The 14909-nt window shown below is 69.1% G+C and carries 14 protein-coding genes; 11 read left to right on the plus strand and 3 right to left on the minus strand.

The window, feature by feature from the left end; genetic code table 11:
- Window positions 1–173: 173 nt before the first annotated feature.
- From SB751_RS12375 to SB751_RS12385, 3 genes are read left to right on the plus strand one after another with little or no spacing between them, the layout of a single operon-like run.
- Window positions 174–1529 (plus strand): MmgE/PrpD family protein, encoded by a 1356-nt coding sequence (locus SB751_RS12375; protein ID WP_410748091.1) that lies wholly within the window; start codon window positions 174–176, stop codon window positions 1527–1529.
- A 27-nt stretch (window positions 1530–1556) separates the two neighbouring features.
- Window positions 1557–3695, plus strand: a complete 2139-nt coding sequence (locus tag SB751_RS12380) for an acetate--CoA ligase family protein (RefSeq protein WP_211942792.1) — start codon at window positions 1557–1559, stop codon at window positions 3693–3695.
- Between the two features lie 33 nt (window positions 3696–3728).
- On the plus strand, window positions 3729–4889 hold the full coding sequence (locus tag SB751_RS12385) for an acyl-CoA dehydrogenase family protein (RefSeq protein WP_410748092.1): 1161 nt from the start codon (window positions 3729–3731) through the stop codon (window positions 4887–4889).
- A 22-nt stretch (window positions 4890–4911) separates the two neighbouring features.
- Here the strand turns inward: SB751_RS12385 and SB751_RS12390 are convergent, their stop codons facing one another.
- Entirely contained in the window at window positions 4912–5814 is a 903-nt protein-coding gene (locus SB751_RS12390) for a LysR family transcriptional regulator (RefSeq protein ID WP_144196987.1), read from the minus strand.
- Window positions 5815–5912: 98 nt separating this feature from the next.
- On the opposite strand from SB751_RS12390, the gene SB751_RS12395 reads away from it, so the two are divergent.
- The 4 genes from SB751_RS12395 (at window position 5913) to SB751_RS12410 (ending at window position 9472) form a co-directional block, all read left to right on the plus strand.
- Window positions 5913–6932, plus strand: a complete 1020-nt coding sequence (locus SB751_RS12395) for a Bug family tripartite tricarboxylate transporter substrate binding protein (protein ID WP_144196988.1) — start codon at window positions 5913–5915, stop codon at window positions 6930–6932.
- A 24-nt stretch (window positions 6933–6956) separates the two neighbouring features.
- Entirely contained in the window at window positions 6957–7706 is a 750-nt protein-coding gene (locus SB751_RS12400; protein ID WP_144196989.1) for a PIG-L deacetylase family protein, read from the plus strand.
- Window positions 7703–8416: a 4-carboxy-4-hydroxy-2-oxoadipate aldolase/oxaloacetate decarboxylase gene (locus SB751_RS12405; RefSeq protein WP_144196990.1), complete on the plus strand. Its 714-nt coding sequence runs from the start codon at window positions 7703–7705 to the stop codon at window positions 8414–8416. The genes SB751_RS12400 and SB751_RS12405 overlap by 4 nt, the downstream gene beginning before the upstream one ends.
- A gap of 114 nt (window positions 8417–8530) precedes the next feature.
- The gene (locus tag SB751_RS12410) at window positions 8531–9472 is read left to right on the plus strand and encodes a LysR substrate-binding domain-containing protein (RefSeq protein ID WP_144196991.1); all 942 of its coding nucleotides are present in this window, start codon (window positions 8531–8533) and stop codon (window positions 9470–9472) included.
- Between the two features lie 8 nt (window positions 9473–9480).
- Here SB751_RS12410 and SB751_RS12415 read toward each other — a convergent pair whose 3' ends face one another.
- Complete coding sequence (locus SB751_RS12415) at window positions 9481–9879, minus strand: PIN domain-containing protein (RefSeq protein ID WP_144196992.1); 399 nt, start codon at window positions 9877–9879, stop codon at window positions 9481–9483.
- The gene (locus SB751_RS12420) at window positions 9876–10109 is read right to left on the minus strand and encodes a hypothetical protein (protein WP_092297239.1); all 234 of its coding nucleotides are present in this window, start codon (window positions 10107–10109) and stop codon (window positions 9876–9878) included. The genes SB751_RS12415 and SB751_RS12420 overlap by 4 nt, the downstream gene beginning before the upstream one ends.
- 274 nt (window positions 10110–10383) lie before the next feature.
- Here SB751_RS12420 and tcuA point away from each other — a divergent pair, with 274 nt between their 5' ends.
- The 4 genes from tcuA to SB751_RS12440 all read left to right on the plus strand — a co-directional run bounded on the left by tcuA (window position 10384) and on the right by SB751_RS12440 (window position 14902).
- Window positions 10384–11820 carry an FAD-dependent tricarballylate dehydrogenase TcuA gene (gene tcuA / locus SB751_RS12425; protein ID WP_144196993.1) on the plus strand — a complete coding sequence of 479 codons (1437 nt, stop codon included), beginning with the start codon at window positions 10384–10386 and terminating at the stop codon, window positions 11818–11820.
- Complete coding sequence (gene tcuB, locus SB751_RS12430; protein ID WP_410748093.1) at window positions 11807–12979, plus strand: tricarballylate utilization 4Fe-4S protein TcuB; 1173 nt, start codon at window positions 11807–11809, stop codon at window positions 12977–12979. The genes tcuA and tcuB overlap by 14 nt, the downstream gene beginning before the upstream one ends.
- 42 nt (window positions 12980–13021) lie before the next feature.
- Window positions 13022–13810, plus strand: a complete 789-nt coding sequence (locus SB751_RS12435) for a class II aldolase/adducin family protein (RefSeq protein ID WP_144196995.1) — start codon at window positions 13022–13024, stop codon at window positions 13808–13810.
- A gap of 114 nt (window positions 13811–13924) precedes the next feature.
- Entirely contained in the window at window positions 13925–14902 is a 978-nt protein-coding gene (locus tag SB751_RS12440) for a Bug family tripartite tricarboxylate transporter substrate binding protein (RefSeq protein WP_144197166.1), read from the plus strand.
- The last annotated feature ends 7 nt before the right edge of the window (window positions 14903–14909 follow it).

Genomic DNA, 14909 nt, shown 5'->3' on the forward strand with positions numbered 1-14909 from the left:
CCGGAATCGCACGGCATCGGCACACGGCGCGCCTGCGGAGTATGCACCGGCCCCGCACGCCCCGGAATACACGGTGCGGCGCGGGAGCGTTCTCCAAATGTCAAAGCTCGCGCCGGCGGCGTCCCTACCATGTGAAGCATTCCCATGAGGAACCCGAACGAGGAGCCGCTGCAATGCTGATAGACGAATTCGCCGCCTATGTGGGCCGTGCCGCCACGGCGGAACTGCCCGGCCCGGTGCTGCATCACGCACGCCGCGCCGTGATCGACTGGTTTGCCGCGCTGCTGGCCGGCGTGCCGATGGCGCCGGGGCAGCCGCTGGTGCGGGCCCATCGCGCGGAGCTGGGCGTGGGGGCGTCCACGGTGATTGGCCACGCCACCACGGCGTTTCCGGCGCTGGCGGCGTGGATCAACGGCAGCGCGTCCCACGCGGCCGAGTTCGACGACATCTTCCGCGATGCCGTCTACCACCCGGGCTGCCCGACCATCGCGGCGGCGCTGGCACTGGCCGAGCAGGCCGACGCCAGCGGCACTGACTTCCTGCGTGCCGTGATTGCCGGCTACGAAGTCTCCACGCGCATCGGCGCCGCGATCCAGCCGGCGCACTATCGCTACTTCCACACCACCGGCACGGTCGGCTGCCTGGGCGCGGCGGCGGCCGGCGCGCTGCTGGCGGCGCCCGGCGATGCGCGCGTGGCCGCCGACGCCATGGCTACGGCCACGACCTTCGCCTCGGGCCTCCAGCAGGCATTCCGCTCCGATGCCATGACCAAGGCGCTCCACGCCGGCCATGCCGCGCAGGTGGGCGTGCAGGCGGCCCAGGCCGCCGCGCACGGCGTGAACGGCGTGCACGACATCCTCGAAGGCGACGCCGGCTTTGGCGCCGCGCTGTGCGGCCAGCCCGACTGGCGCGACGTCACCGCCGGCCTCGGCACCGACTTCAATATCACGCGGATGACCCAGAAGAACCACGGCTGCTGCGGCCACACCTTCGCCGCCATCGACGCCGCGATGCAGATCGTGCGCGACCACGGGCTGGACCCGGCGCGCATTGCCGCCGTGCGCGTGGCGACCTACCAGGTGGCGCTCGACGTCACCGGCAATTTCCAGCCGACCACCGCCTTCGAGGCCCGCTTCAGCCTGCCTTACGTGGTGGCGCACGGCCTGCTGCACGGCGCGGTGCGGCTCGACGCCTTCCAGCCCCAGCGCATGGCCGACCCCGCCATCCGCGCCCTGATGACCCGCATCACGCTGACGGCCGACGCCGACCTGACCGCCGCCTTCCCGCGCCAGCGCGCCGCGCGCGTGGAGATCGAGATGGCCGATGGGAGCCGGCATGCCCACTTCGCCCCGTACCGGCGGGGCGACCCCGAGGCGCCGCTCGATGACGCCATGCTGACCCACAAGTTCATGGAACTCGGCGCGCCCGTGATCGGCGCCGGCCCCGCCGCACGCCTGCTCGACGCGCTCTGGCAACTCGGCGACCGCCCGGTGCGGGCGCTCGGCCTCGGCCAGCTGCGCGCCGGCTGACCCGCAACCCTTCAGACAGATACCGATATGACGAGAGTGGACGAACACGTGGCGCCGGACGCGACGGTGACCGGCAGCGCGCTGGCCCGGGCGCTGTTCACGCCAGCCGCCGTGGCGCTGGTGGGCGCCTCGGCCGACGAGAGCAAGAACACCGCGCGGCCGCTGCGCTTCATGCGCAAGCACGGCTATTCGGGCCGCATCTTCCCGATCAACGCGGGCCGCACCGAGGTGATGGGCCTGCGCGCCTACCCGAGCGTGGCCGCGCTGCCGGAGGCCATCGATCATGCCTTTGTGATGGTGCCGGGCCGCCATGTGCCCGAGGTGCTGGAGCAATGCGCGGCGCGCGGCGCCAGCGTGGTGACGGTGTTTTCCGATGGCTTTGCCGAACTGGGCGAGGCCGGCATGGCCGCCCAGCAGGCGCTGGCCCTGCGTGCCAAGGAACTGGGCGTGCGGTTGCTCGGCCCGAACAGCATCGGCGTGGTGGACGTGCACAGCGGCGCCATCCTCTCCGTGAACGCCGTGCTGGAGACCGACACCCTGCACGCAGGCGGCATCAGCGTGATTTCGCAGAGCGGGTCGATGCTGGGCGCGCTGCTGTCGCGCGGCGCGGCACGCGGGCTGGGCTTCGCCAAGCTGGTGTCGGTGGGCAACGAGGCGGACATCGGCGTGGGCGAACTGGTGGACCTGATGGTCGATGACAGCGCCACCGAGGTGATTCTGCTGTTCCTGGAGACCATCCGCGACGCCGCCGTGCTCGGCCCGGCGCTGCGCCGCGCCCGCGCCGCCGGCAAGCCGGTGCTGGTCTACAAGCTGGGCCGTTCCGCGCAGGGCGAGGCGCTGGCGCAGTCCCACACCGGCGCGCTGGCCGGCAACGACGCCGCCGTGGATGCCTTCCTGCGCAAGCACGGCGCGATGCGCGTGGAGATGCTGGAGACGCTGTTCGAGGCCGCCCCGCTGGCGCGCCGCTACGCCACCGCCATCCCGGCGCTGGACCGCAATCCGCGCATCGCCGTGGTCACCACCACGGGCGGCGGCGCGGCCACGGTGGTGGACCGGCTCGGGCTGGCCGATGTGGAGGCCGTGGCGCCGCCCACGGCCTTCATCGAACACATGGCCGCGCGCGGCCTGAAGATCCGCCAGACGCCGATTCTCGACCTGACGCTGGCCGCCTCGCCGGCCCAGTACCGTGACCTCGTGGAGCAGATGCTGCAGAGCGACTGGTGCGATGCGGTGCTGTGCGTGGCGGGCTCGTCGGCGCAGTTCCACCCGGCGTACGCGGTGCGGCCGATCGTCGAGGCTTCGGCGGTGCAGGGCAAGCCGCTGCTGGCGTTCCTGGCGCCGGAGGCCGGGCAGTCCCTGACGCTGTTGCAGGAAGCCGGCGTGCCGGCGTTCCGCACGCCCGAGTCCTGCGCGGACGCGCTGGCCTGCCTGTTCCGCGCCGCGCGCACGCCGCTGGCCACTGGCACGCCGCCCGAGCCCGTGACCTGGCCGGCCGGCCTGCCGACGCATGGCGACCTGTCCGAATTCGAAGCCGCCGCCGCGTTTGGCGAACTGGGCGTGCCCATCGCCCCGATGGCGCTGGTGCAACCCAACGCGCTGCAACACGCGGTGCCGTACCCGGTGGTTGCCAAGATCTGCTCGCGCGACATCCTGCACAAGACCGAAATCGGCGGCGTGGAGGTGGGCGTGCGTGACAACGAGGAACTGGCCCGCGCGGTGGCGCGGCTGGTCGACAACGCCGGGCGGGGCGCCCCCGCCGCGCGGCTCGACGGCATTCTGGTCCAGCGCATGGAACACCGGCTGCTGGAACTGATGCTCGGCTATCGGCACGACCCGCTGGTCGGCCCGATGGTGATGCTCAGCGCGGGTGGCATCACGGCGGAACTGCACCGGGACGTGAGCCTGCGGCCGGCGCCAGTCAGCCTTGAGGAAGCTCGCGACATGATCGGCGAGGTGCGTTCCACACGCCTGATCCGGGGCTTCCGGGGCCTGCCGCGTGGCGATGTGGATGCGCTGGCGCGCGCCATCGTCGATTTCTCGCGGCTGGCGGTGGTGCAGGGCGTGCGCATCGACGAAGCCGAGATCAACCCCTTGTTCGTGCGCGCCGAGGGCGTGGTCGGTGTCGACTGCGTGCTGAGGCTCAGCGCCACGCCAGATGCGGCGTAATCATCACAAATTTCTAAAATTCGGAGACTGAACATGAATTTCACCCTCACCCCGGAACAGCAGGAGTTTCAGGACGCCGTCAGCCGCTTCGCCGAGAAGGAGTTGCGTCCTGGCGCCCACCAGCGCGCCCACACGGATGCCTACCCCTGGGACGTGGCGAAGAAGATGGCCGCGCAGGGCCTGCTCGGCATCACCATTGCCGAGGCCGACGGCGGGCAGGGCGGCACGCTGATGGACGCCATCATCGCCATCCAGGCCGTGGCGGCGCACTGCCCGCGCAGTGCCGATGTGATCCAGGCCGGTAACTTCGGCGCGATCCGCGTGCTGGCCGAGTACGGCTCGGTGGCGCAGAAGGCCAGGTGGCTGGCCCCGCTGCTGGAAGGTGGCGCGCTGATCTCGGTGGGCATGACCGAGCCGGAGGCCGGCTCCGCCGTGACCGAGCTGAAGACCAGCGCCACGCCGGACGGCGCGGGCTTCCGCATCAACGGCAGCAAGGTCTTCACCACGCACGGCCCCCATGCGGACGTGATCCTGGCCTACGTGCGCTTCGGCCCGGGCGTGGGCGGCATCGGCTCGGTGCTGATCGACACCAAGGCGCAGGGCGTACGCATCGGCCAGCGCTCGAAGTTCATGTCGGGCGAGGAGTGGGCGCAGATCTATTTCGACGACGTGTACGTGGCGCCGGAGGACGTGCTGCTGGGCGAGGGCGGCTTCAAGAAGCAGATTGCCGGCTTCAACGTGGAGCGGATGGGCAACACGGCGCGCTCGCTGGCGCTGGGCCGCTATGCCTACGAGGAAGCGCGCCAGTGGGCCATGCAGCGCAAGCAGTTCGGGCGCCTGCTGTGCGAGTTCCAGGGCCTGCAATGGAAGTTCGCCGAGATGAAGATGAAGCTCGACGCCGGCCAGTTGCTGCTCTACCGTGCCGCCGCCAATGCCGACAGCGGCATCCCGTCCGCCGAGGAAACCGCGATTGCCAAGGCGTTCTGCAACCAGGCTGGCTTCGACATCGCCAACGAGGCCATCCAGGTGATGGGCGGCATGGGCTACAGCCAGGAAGCGCTGGTCGAGTACTGCCAGCGCCGCTGCCGCGGCTGGATGATCGCCGGCGGGTCGATCGAGATCCTCAAGAACCGCATTGCCGAATCGGTGTTCGAGCGGACGTTCTCGCAGCGGCTCGAGCGCGCGCGGGCCTGAGGCCGGCCCCCGGCCCGTCGGATCAGAAATAGCCGACAAACCGCGCCATGATCGGCGACAGGGCGCCGGCGCGGTGGGCCATCAGCACCCGGCTGCCGGCGTCCGGGCCGGCCAGCGGCAGGTAGGCCACGCCGGGAATCCCGGTGCGCGCGTAGATCTCGGGCAGCACCGACACCCCGGCGCCGCTGGCCACCAGCCCGATGATGGTCGTGGCCTCGCGCGCCTCCTGCGCGACGTTGGGCGCGTAGCCGGCCCGGTTGCACAGCGTGGTCACATGGTCGAACAGCCCGCAGCCCAGCCCGCGCGGGAACAGCAGGAAGCGTTCGGCGGAGAGTTCGGCGATGTCGATGCCCGGCGCGCCGCCCTCGTCATGGTTGCCTTCGCGCGCCAGCGCATGGCTGACCGGCAGCACGGCCACGAGACGGTCTGCCAGCACCTCCCGCACCGTAATGCTGGCTGGCGGCCGGAACTGTGGCGACGGCCGCAGGAAGCCAATGTCGATCTCGCCCTGCTCGAGCTGTTGAAGCTGCTGCCCGGTCGACATATGCACCAGTTGCAGCGTGGCATTGCGGTGCGCCTCGCGGAACTGATGCACCGCGCGCGGAAAGACATCGTGCATCGGCACGGATGCCGTGAATCCCACCCGAATCTCCCCGGCATCGCCCGATGCCACCTGCTTCACCACCTCGCGCGCCTGATCCAGCGTAGCCAGCGCATCGCGGGCCTTGTCCAGGAACAGCGCCCCGGCGGGCGTCAGCGCCACGTGATGGCGGGAGCGTTCGAGCAGCGCACTGCCCAATTCCTCCTCCAAAGCCTTGATCTGGATGCTGAGTGGCGGCTGACTCACATGCAGCTTGCGGGCAGCCTCGCTGAAGCTCAACGCCTCGGCGACGGCCACGAAATATCGGAGTTGGCGAAAGTCCATGATTCGAAATCGAAATAACAAGCCATCTGAAAACATATTGGACAGTATCACGACGGCTGCACAGAATGGGCGCACTTAAAAGAAACCTGGAGAAGACAATGCGCGGGTCCGCTCGTCGTCGTGTTTCGCAGGGCGCGCGCCGCCCGTTCTTGATCAATTCGCTCGCCACGCTGCTGGCCGCCACCCTTGGCCTGGCCGTCTCGGCCCCGCAGGCCGCCGAGGCGTATCCGGACAAGCCCATCCGTCTGGTCGTGCCGTACGCCGCCGGCGGCGCGGTGGACATCGTGGCGCGCGCCGTCGGCCAGAAGATGGGCCAGGTACTCAAGCAGCCGATCATCGTTGACAACCGCCCGGGCGCCAGCACCAATATCGGCCTGGACATCGTCGCCAAGTCCCCGGCGGACGGCTACACGATCATGATGGCGTCCAACAGCCTCGCCACCAATTCGGCGCTGTTCGCCAAGCTGTCCTTCAACCCCGCCACCGACTTCGCGCCCGTGGCACGCGTGGGCGAGGCCTCGCTGGTAGTGGTGGTGCCGGCCAAGTCGAAGATCGACTCGCTGAAGACCCTCGTCGCCCAGGCCAAGGCCCAGCCCGGCAAGCTGGCGTACGCGTCCGCCGGCAACGGCAGCTCCGGCCATCTGGCCGGTGAAATGCTCAAGGACACCGCCGGCATCGACGTGCTGCACGTGCCCTACAAGGGCGGCGCCCCGGCCATCACCGACCTGCTCGGCGAACGGATCACCTTCATGCCGATCAACCCGCTCGAGGTCATCACCCATATCCACGCCGGCACGCTGCGCCCGCTGGCCGTGGCCAGTGCCAAGCGTTCGGCCCTGCTGCCGGACGTGCCGACCTCGCGCGAGGAAGGTCTGCCCAACTTCACCGCTTCGGTCTGGTGGGGTCTCGTGGCGCCTGCCAAGACGCCGCCCGCGATCATCAAGCAGCTCAACGCCGCCGCCAACACCGCGCTGGCCGACGCCGACGTGCGCAAGCAGCTCACCCAACTGGGCGTGACCATCCTGCCCGGCACGCCGGAAGCCTTCGGCCAGTTCGTGCGCACCGAAACCACGACCTGGGCGGGCGTTATCCGCAAGGCCGGCATCACGGCCGACTGAGTCTCACCCTGACTGGTATTACGTATGTCCCAAAACACCGCTCCTTCCACGGCCCCCGCGACCCGGCCGTCCATTCTGGTTGTCAGCGCCCACGCGGCTGACTTCGTCTGGCGCGCCGGCGGCGCCATCGCGCTCTACGCGGAGCGCGGCTACCACGTGCGCATCGTCTGCCTGTCGTTCGGCGAGCGCGGCGAATCGGCCAAGATGTGGCGCCAGCCGGGCATGACGATGGACCGCGTGAAGGCCGCCCGTCATGAAGAGGCGCAGCGCGCCGCCGAGATCCTCGGTGGCACGCTGGAGTGCTTCGACCTCGGCGACTATCCCTTGCGCGTGCCCGACGAGGCGCTGCTGCGTCTGGCCGACATCTACCGCGACATCCGTCCCGAACTGGTGATGAGCCACTCGCGCGAGGACATCTACAACTTCGACCATCCGCTCGCCACACATGTGGCGCAAGAGGCGCGTGTGATTGCCCAGGCCCACGGCTACAAGCCCGAGGTGCCGGTGATCGGCGCGCCGCCGGTGTTCCTGTTCGAGCCGCACCAGCCCGAGCAGTGCAACTGGAAGCCGGACGTGCTGCTGGATATCTCCGCCGTCTGGGAGAAGAAGCAGCGCGCGTTCACGACCATGGCCGCGCAGGAGCACCTGTGGGAGTACTACACCCGGGTGGCGCTCCAGCGCGGGGCGCAGGCCACGCGTAATTCCGATCGCAAGGTGCAGTACGGCGAAGGCTACGCACGCGTGTTCCCCCAGGTTTCGGAGGTGCTGGCATGAAGACGATTGCTTACCGCAATATCCTGCGCGCGGCGCCCGCCGCGATCGAGTCGCTCGGCAAGCTGGGCGTGGCCACGGTGCATGAGGCGCAGCGCCGCACCGGCCTGATGAAGCCGTATCTGCGGCCGATCCAGTCCGGCGCGGCCATCGCCGGCAGCGCCGTGACCGCGCTGATGCACCCCGGCGACAACTGGATGATCCACGTGGCCGTGGAGATGATCCAGCCGGGCGACGTGCTGGTCGTGGCCCTGACCAGCGACTGCACGGACGGCCTGTTCGGCGACCTGCTGGCCACGTCCCTGAAGGCGCGCGGTGCGCGCGGCCTGATCATCGACGGCGGCGTGCGCGATGTCAGCACCCTCAACGCGATGGGCTTCCCGGTCTGGTCCCGCGCCGTGCACGCGCAGGGCGCCGTGAAGGAAACCGTGGGCGCCGTGAACGTGCCGGTGGTCTGCGCCGGCGCCACTGTGCGGCCGGGCGACGTGATCGTGGCGGACGACGACGGCGTGGTCGTGGTGGCGCGCCCGCAGGCGCAGGACATCGCGCAAAAGGCGGCCGAGCGCGAGGCGCTGGAGCTGTCCAAGCGCGACAAGCTCGCCTCCGGCGTACTCGGCGTGGACATGTACAACATGCGCCCGGCCCTGGCGGCGAAGGGTCTGGTCTACCTCGACCAGACCGTGGACTGGTACAGCGGCGCCGACGAAGCCTGACGGCGCCCGGGGTGCCCGCGCCACGCGCGGCCCCCGTACATCTGGTATAAGACCCCGGAACAACAGGTCGAATCCCGCCGGCGCGGCAGGGATCCGCGAGAACGGGGGAGACAGATGGAACTGCGCCAGCTTCAGTATTTCGTCCGGGTGGTCGAGCTTGGCAGCATGAGCCGTGCCGCGCTCGAGCTGGACATGGTGCAGTCGGCCGTCAGCCAGCAGATCAGCCGGCTCGAAGGCGAGCTTTCCACCCGGCTGTTGCGCCGAACGCCGCAGGGCGTGACCCCCACCGAGGCCGGCCTGGCCTTTTTCCACGAAGCCCAGCTGACGCTGCGCCACGCCGAGCAGGCGCGGCGCGCGGCCCATCACGCGCGCCTTTCCGGCACCGTGAGTGTGGGGCTGGCGCCGACCACGGCATCGGTGATCGGCGTGCCGCTGATCCGCGCCATGCGGGAGCGTTACCCCGATGTGCGCCTGCATATCGTCGAAAGCCTGTCCGGCCACCTGACCGCCATGCTCAACGCCCGCCAGCTCGACCTCGCGGTGCTGTTCGACACGCATGCCGCCCGGCGCTGGACCGTGCTGCCGCTGCTGGAGGAGACGCTGTTTCTGATCCAGTCCCGCCAGACGCTGCCCCAGGGCAAGGCGGAGCCGCCCACCCAGCTTGGCATGGCGGACCTTGCCGAGGTGCCGCTGATCATGCCGACCGGCGTGCACGGCCTGCGCAGCACGCTGGACGCCGCGTTCGCCCGCGCCAAGGTGGCGCCGCGCGTGATCCAGGAGGTGGACTCGCTGGCGATGCTGATGTCCGCCGTGGACATGGGCTTCGGCGCCACGCTCCAGCCCTGGGCGGCAGTGGGGCGGTACCCGGACGCCGCGACGCGCTTCCACCTTGCCCAGATCGACGACCCGAGCGTGGGCCGGCGCAACCTGCTGTGCAGCCTGTCCGACGACGAACTGTCGCCCGCCGCCCTGGCGCTGCGGGTGGTGCTGGCCGACACCGCCCGCGGACTGGTGAAGTCCGGGGGGTGGAGAGGGGCGCGGTTGATCGAGGGGTGACATGCGCGTCAGTCTGGAACGCGGCGGAAGCCAGGCACGCGTGACGCGCGCCTGTCGAACGTGTAGATGAACCTGCATCTCATGCTCTGGCAGCTTTCCAGAATGACGCAATCGCCGAAGTCGATGCCTGTCTTCCCGTAGCGGACCATGGCACGGCATACGGTTGCGTACGATTCCAGGACGATCCAGTGGGATTCGAGGAAGGCCACCAGCACGCGCGTGATGCGCTTGCGGGTGAAGGCGTAGCGCTTCTTAAGGACCCAGACGAGTTCAACGAGGGCGGCCAGCGGCACAAAACCGCGGCACCCACTGGAAAACGATGCGATCACGCGGCTGGCGTGTCGAGCCTGAGGGGTATCGTCCTGCGTGAAGTGCCGGACTAACACACAAGTGTCGAGTCCTATCATTGGCGCTCCTCCGCAGCATATCTCTGCAACACCTTTTCCAGCCGCGCCTCAATATCCGCGATTTCCTCGGGGCTCAGCGGCCCGTCATCCGGGTCGTCCTCGTACGGCCCATTGAGTTTCCGGAGCACCGATTCGACGATGGCGTCACCGATGGCATCGTCTATCTCCTCAATCGTCAAGGGTTTGGGCGGCTCGGGAAGGGTGGCCGGGTCGGTGGGATGTTCGTTCATGGTCCTGGACTCCAAAAGTTGGGGAAACGAACACCTGCAAGGTGCCGTCAACGCAACTTTCCCTCACCGCAAGCCCCTTGCCTATGAGACAGCTCTGAAATTTCCCCGGACCGGCCCCGGACCGCCCGGACCCCCATCACAAATCGTGATACCCCCATGCCCGTCAAGGGGTTAGCAGCGGTCCGGCGGGCGGATACAGTCCGGCACAGACTCCCGAAGCCATAGAAAAAGTCGTGTCCAACCCCACTCAACCTTCCCGAAAGGGCGCCCGGCCATGATCGACGTCCTTGTGATTGGCGGCGGCAATGCCGCCCTGTGCGCCGCGCTGATGGCCCGCGAGGCCGGCGCCAGCGTGATGCTGCTCGAATCCGCCCCGCGCGAATGGCGCGGCGGCAACTCCCAGCACACCCGTAACCTGCGTTGCATGCATGACGCGCCGCAAGACGTGCTGATCGATGCCTACCCCGAGGAGGAGTACTGGCAGGATCTGCTCAAGGTCACCGGCGGGCTGACTGACGAACGGCTGGCCCGGCTGGCCATCCGCGCCTCGTCCAACTGCCGTGACTGGATGCGCAGCCATGGCGTCCATTTCCAGCCGCCACTCTCGGGCGCGCTGCACGTGGCGCGCACCAACGCCTTCTTCATGGGCGGGGGCAAGGCCCTCGTCAACGCCTACTACCGCAGCGCCGAGCAGCTCGGCGTGCAGATCCGCTACAACGCGCCGGTCGATGCCATCGAGCTGGATGGCGGCCGCTTCGTGGCGGCGCGCATCGGCAGCGAGCGGATCGAGGCGCGCGCCTGCGTGTTGGCCGCCGGCGGCTTCGAGTCGAACCGGGAATGGCTGCGCGAGGCCTGGGGCCAGAACGAGCGCGGCGAATGGCCGGCGGACAACTTCCTGATCCGTGGCACGCGCTTCAACATGGGCGTGCTGCTGAAATACATGATCGAGGCGGGCGCGGATGCCATCGGCGATCCGTCCCAGTCGCACTGCGTGGCTATCGACGCCCGCGCGCCGCTCTATGACGGCGGCATCTGCACGCGGATCGACTGCGTCTCGCTGGGCGTGGTGCTGAACGCCAACGCCGCGCGCTTCTACGACGAAGGCGAGGATTTCTGGCCGAAACGCTATGCGATCTGGGGCCGGCTGGTGGCCCAGCAGCCGCAGCAGATCGGTTACTCGATCATCGACGCCAAGGCCGTAGGCCGCTTCATGCCGCCGGTGTTCCCGGGCGTGAAGGCAGACACGCTGCCCGAACTCGCGCGCAAGCTCGGCCTCGACGAGGCCACCTTCATGCGCACCATCAACGACTACAACGCCGCCTGCCGCGTGGGCAAGTTCGACCACACCGTGCTCGACGACTGCCACACCGAGGGCGTGACACCGGCCAAGACCCACTGGGCCCGCCCGCTGGACACCGCGCCGTTCTACGGCTACGCGCTGCGCCCCGGCATCACCTTCACCTACCTGGGTTTGAAGGTGAACGAGGCGTCGGCCGTGCATTTCGGCGGCCAGCCCAGCGACAACCTGTTCGTGGCCGGCGAGATGATGGCCGGCAATGTGCTGGGCAAGGGCTACACGGCCGGCGTGGGGATGGCCATCGGCACGGCGTTCGGCCGTATCGCCGGCACCCAGGCGGCCAAGGCGGCACTCGCCCCGGCAAAGGGCCAACGCGCCCGCGCATCACAGGAAATCGAACATGCAACATCTTGAAGCGCTGACGCGCGAGGCGGCGGCGCTGGCACAGGGCGTGCTGCCGCTGACCGCCGACGAGGGCGAAGTCGCCCGCACCCTGCAGATCTGCAACGCCTGCCGCTATTGCGAGGGCTTCTGCGCCGTGTTCCCGGCCATGACGCGCCGGCTGGAGTTCCCCAAGGCGGACGTCCACTACCTGGCCAACCTCTGCCACAACTGCGGCGCCTGCTACCACGCCTGCCAGTACGCGCCGCCGCACGAGTTCGCGGTGAACATTCCCCAGGCGATGGCCAAGGTGCGCGTGCAGACCTATGGCGACTACGCGTTTCCGGCTGCGCTGGGCGGGCTGTACCGCCGCGCCGGCCTGACCACCGCGCTGGCGCTGGCCGGCGGGCTGGCGCTGTTCCTGCTGATGGTGCTCGCCATGCGCGGCAGCCTGCTGCACGCGCCGCTGGCCGGCAATTTCTACGCGATCTTCCCGCACAACCTGCTGGCGGCGATGTTCGGCGTGGTGTTCCTGTTTGCGATCGGCGCGCTGGGCGTGGGCGTCACGCGCTTCTGGCGGCAGGTTTCGCCGGGCACGCGGCCGGGCGAGTCGCGTGGGGCGGCCGTTGGCGGCGCCGCGCACGACGCGCTGCGGCTCAAGTATCTGGACGGCGGCCATGGCCAGGGCTGCAACAACGCCGACGACGCCTTCACGCTGGCGCGCCGCCGCTTCCACCATTTCACGTTCTACGGCTTCATGCTGTGCTTCGCCGCCACCACGGTGGCCACGCTGTACCACTATCTGCTGGATTACCACGCGCCGTATCCGGTGACGAGCCTGCCGGTGCTGCTGGGCATCGCGGGCGGCATCGGGCTGCTGGTCGGCCCGGCCGGGCTGCTGTGGCTGAACCTGCGCCGCGACCCCAACACCGGCGATGCCAGCCAGCGCCCGATGGACCGCGGCTTCATCGCGCTGCTGTTTCTGACCAGCGCCAGCGGCCTGGCGCTGCTGGCCTGGCGCGACTCCGCCGCCATGGCCGCGCTGCTGGCCGTGCATCTCGGTATCGTAATGGCGCTGTTCCTGACGCTGCCGTATGGCAAGTTCGCCCACGGCATCTTCCGCAGCGCGGCATTGCTGAAATGGAATATCGAAAAACGCCGGCCCAGTGATCTCGCGCTTGGCGCCGACTGACCCGCTCACACCAGATCCAACCATCCCCAAAGGAGACTCATCATGACAAAGCCCGGTGTGCTGAACATTCCGTCGATGCGCGGCCAGTGCAGCGAGGCGGAGTGGCAGGCCCGCGTGGACCTGGCCGCCTGCTACCGCCTCGTGGAGTTGTATGGCATGGCAGACATGATGGCCAACCATATCTCCGTCCGCGTGCCGGACGAGGAGAACGCCTTCCTGATCAACGCCTACGGCATGATGTACGAGGAGATCACCGCGTCCAGCCTGATCAAGGTGGACCACGACGGCAAGATCCTCGCCAAGCCGGATTTCGGCGCGCTCGACTACGGCATCAACAAGGCCGGCTACGTCATCCACAGCGCCGTGCACCACGCGCGCCCGGAAGTGGCATGCGTCATCCACACCCATAGCTGGGCGTCGATGGCCGTCTCCTCGCTCGACTGCGGGCTGCTGCCGATCACCCAGACCGCCATGCGCTTCCTGAAGATTGGCTACCACGAGTACCAGGGCGTGGTGCTGGACACCGCCGAGCAGGAATCGCTGATTGCCGACCTGGGCAAGGGTGAGGCCCTGATCCTGCGCAACCACGGCGCGATGACGGTGGGCAACACCGTGGGCGAAGCCTTCAACTGGATGCACCGCCTGGAGCTGGCCTGCCGCTCGCAGGTGGCGGCGATGTCGTGCAGCACGCCGCTGCGCGATGTGCCGGCGGAGGTCCTCCAGGAAACCTGGAACAACTACCAGCCCGGCACGCGCCGTCCGTACGGCGTGATGGAGTGGCCGGCGCTGCTGCGCAAGCTCGATCGCCTGGACCCCAGCTACCGCGACTAAGACGGAACAAGACGGCAGCGGAGTCCCCCAGGGGCCGCATGGAACGGGATTGCAGGGCGGCCTCGCCTTGAACGATGAATCAGGTCAGAAGAAAGCCCTGAACGGAGTGAGATGATGAAACGCAGAACCCTGCTGGCGCAAATGCTTGCGCTCGGCGTCGCCCCCTATGTCATGTCGGCCCGCGCGCAAGGCGGCCTGCCCAACAAGCCGATCACGCTGGTCGTGCCGTTCGCCCCGGGCGGCAACCTGGACGTGGTGGCGCGCGCCATCGCCCCGGCGCTGGAGCAGAGCCTCGGCCGCAACGTCATCGTCGATAACCGGCCCGGCGCCGGCGGTGTGATCGGCGCCACGGCGGTTTCCCGCGCCGAGCCGGACGGCAGCACGCTGCTGGTGACTACCCCCAACGCCATCGTGGTGCTGCCGAAGATGACGCGCACCAGCTACAAGCTGGCCAGCTTCAGCCCGGTGGGGCTGGTGTCCACCACGGCGCTGGTGATCGTGGTGAAGGGCAACGACACGCGTTTCAAGGACATCGGCGCGCTGCTGGCCCATGCGCGCGCCAACCCGGGCAAGACCACCACCGGCCATGCCGGCCCCGGCACCACCAACCACATGGCCACGCTCCAGCTCGAGGACGCCGCCAAAATCCAGCTGAACGAGGTGCCCTACAAGGGCTCCGCGCCGGCGCTGATCGACCTCATGGGCGGCCAGATCGACATGGTGGTGGACCAGCTCACCAGCTCGGCGCCGCATATCCAGTCCGGCGCGCTGCGCGCGCTGGCCGTGATGTCGCGCGAGCGCGATGCCGCGCTGCCGAAGGTGCCCACGCTGCGCGAATCCGGGCTGGCCAACTTCGAGGCGACCACGGCCACGGGCCTGCTGGCCCCGGCTGGCACGCCGGCGGCGGTGGTCGAGACGCTGAACAGCGCGCTGCGCAAGGTGCTGGCCGAAGGCGCCGTCAAGAGCCGCCTGCTGACCGTGGGCAGCGTGGCGCAGGCTTCGTCGCCACAGGAACTGCTGGCCTCGCTGCAACGCGAGGACGCCCGCGCGCAGACGCTGGCCGCCGCCGGGCGCCTGAAGGCCCCGGAATAACGCCGAA

This window comes from Cupriavidus sp. SIMBA_020 (genome assembly GCF_046535395.1).
Classification (GTDB): domain Bacteria; phylum Pseudomonadota; class Gammaproteobacteria; order Burkholderiales; family Burkholderiaceae; genus Cupriavidus; species Cupriavidus campinensis.

What these genes read in the sequence shown, in the direction of transcription:
- SB751_RS12385 (WP_410748092.1), top strand. Translation starts at nt 3,729, where the DNA reads ATGAATTTCACCCTCACCCCGGAACAGCAGGAGTTTCAGGACGCCGTC.
- SB751_RS12440 (WP_144197166.1), top strand. Translation starts at nt 13,925, where the DNA reads ATGAAACGCAGAACCCTGCTGGCGCAAATGCTTGCGCTCGGCGTCGCC.
- SB751_RS12405 (WP_144196990.1), top strand. Translation starts at nt 7,703, where the DNA reads ATGAAGACGATTGCTTACCGCAATATCCTGCGCGCGGCGCCCGCCGCG.
- SB751_RS12435 (WP_144196995.1), top strand. Translation starts at nt 13,022, where the DNA reads ATGACAAAGCCCGGTGTGCTGAACATTCCGTCGATGCGCGGCCAGTGC.
- SB751_RS12410 (WP_144196991.1), top strand. Translation starts at nt 8,531, where the DNA reads ATGGAACTGCGCCAGCTTCAGTATTTCGTCCGGGTGGTCGAGCTTGGC.
- SB751_RS12400 (WP_144196989.1), top strand. Translation starts at nt 6,957, where the DNA reads ATGTCCCAAAACACCGCTCCTTCCACGGCCCCCGCGACCCGGCCGTCC.
- SB751_RS12375 (WP_410748091.1), top strand. Translation starts at nt 174, where the DNA reads ATGCTGATAGACGAATTCGCCGCCTATGTGGGCCGTGCCGCCACGGCG.
- SB751_RS12390 (WP_144196987.1), bottom strand. Translation starts at nt 5,814, where the DNA reads ATGGACTTTCGCCAACTCCGATATTTCGTGGCCGTCGCCGAGGCGTTG.
- SB751_RS12420 (WP_092297239.1), bottom strand. Translation starts at nt 10,109, where the DNA reads ATGAACGAACATCCCACCGACCCGGCCACCCTTCCCGAGCCGCCCAAA.
- SB751_RS12395 (WP_144196988.1), top strand. Translation starts at nt 5,913, where the DNA reads ATGCGCGGGTCCGCTCGTCGTCGTGTTTCGCAGGGCGCGCGCCGCCCG.
- SB751_RS12380 (WP_211942792.1), top strand. Translation starts at nt 1,557, where the DNA reads ATGACGAGAGTGGACGAACACGTGGCGCCGGACGCGACGGTGACCGGC.
- tcuA (WP_144196993.1), top strand. Translation starts at nt 10,384, where the DNA reads ATGATCGACGTCCTTGTGATTGGCGGCGGCAATGCCGCCCTGTGCGCC.
- tcuB (WP_410748093.1), top strand. Translation starts at nt 11,807, where the DNA reads ATGCAACATCTTGAAGCGCTGACGCGCGAGGCGGCGGCGCTGGCACAG.
- SB751_RS12415 (WP_144196992.1), bottom strand. Translation starts at nt 9,879, where the DNA reads ATGATAGGACTCGACACTTGTGTGTTAGTCCGGCACTTCACGCAGGAC.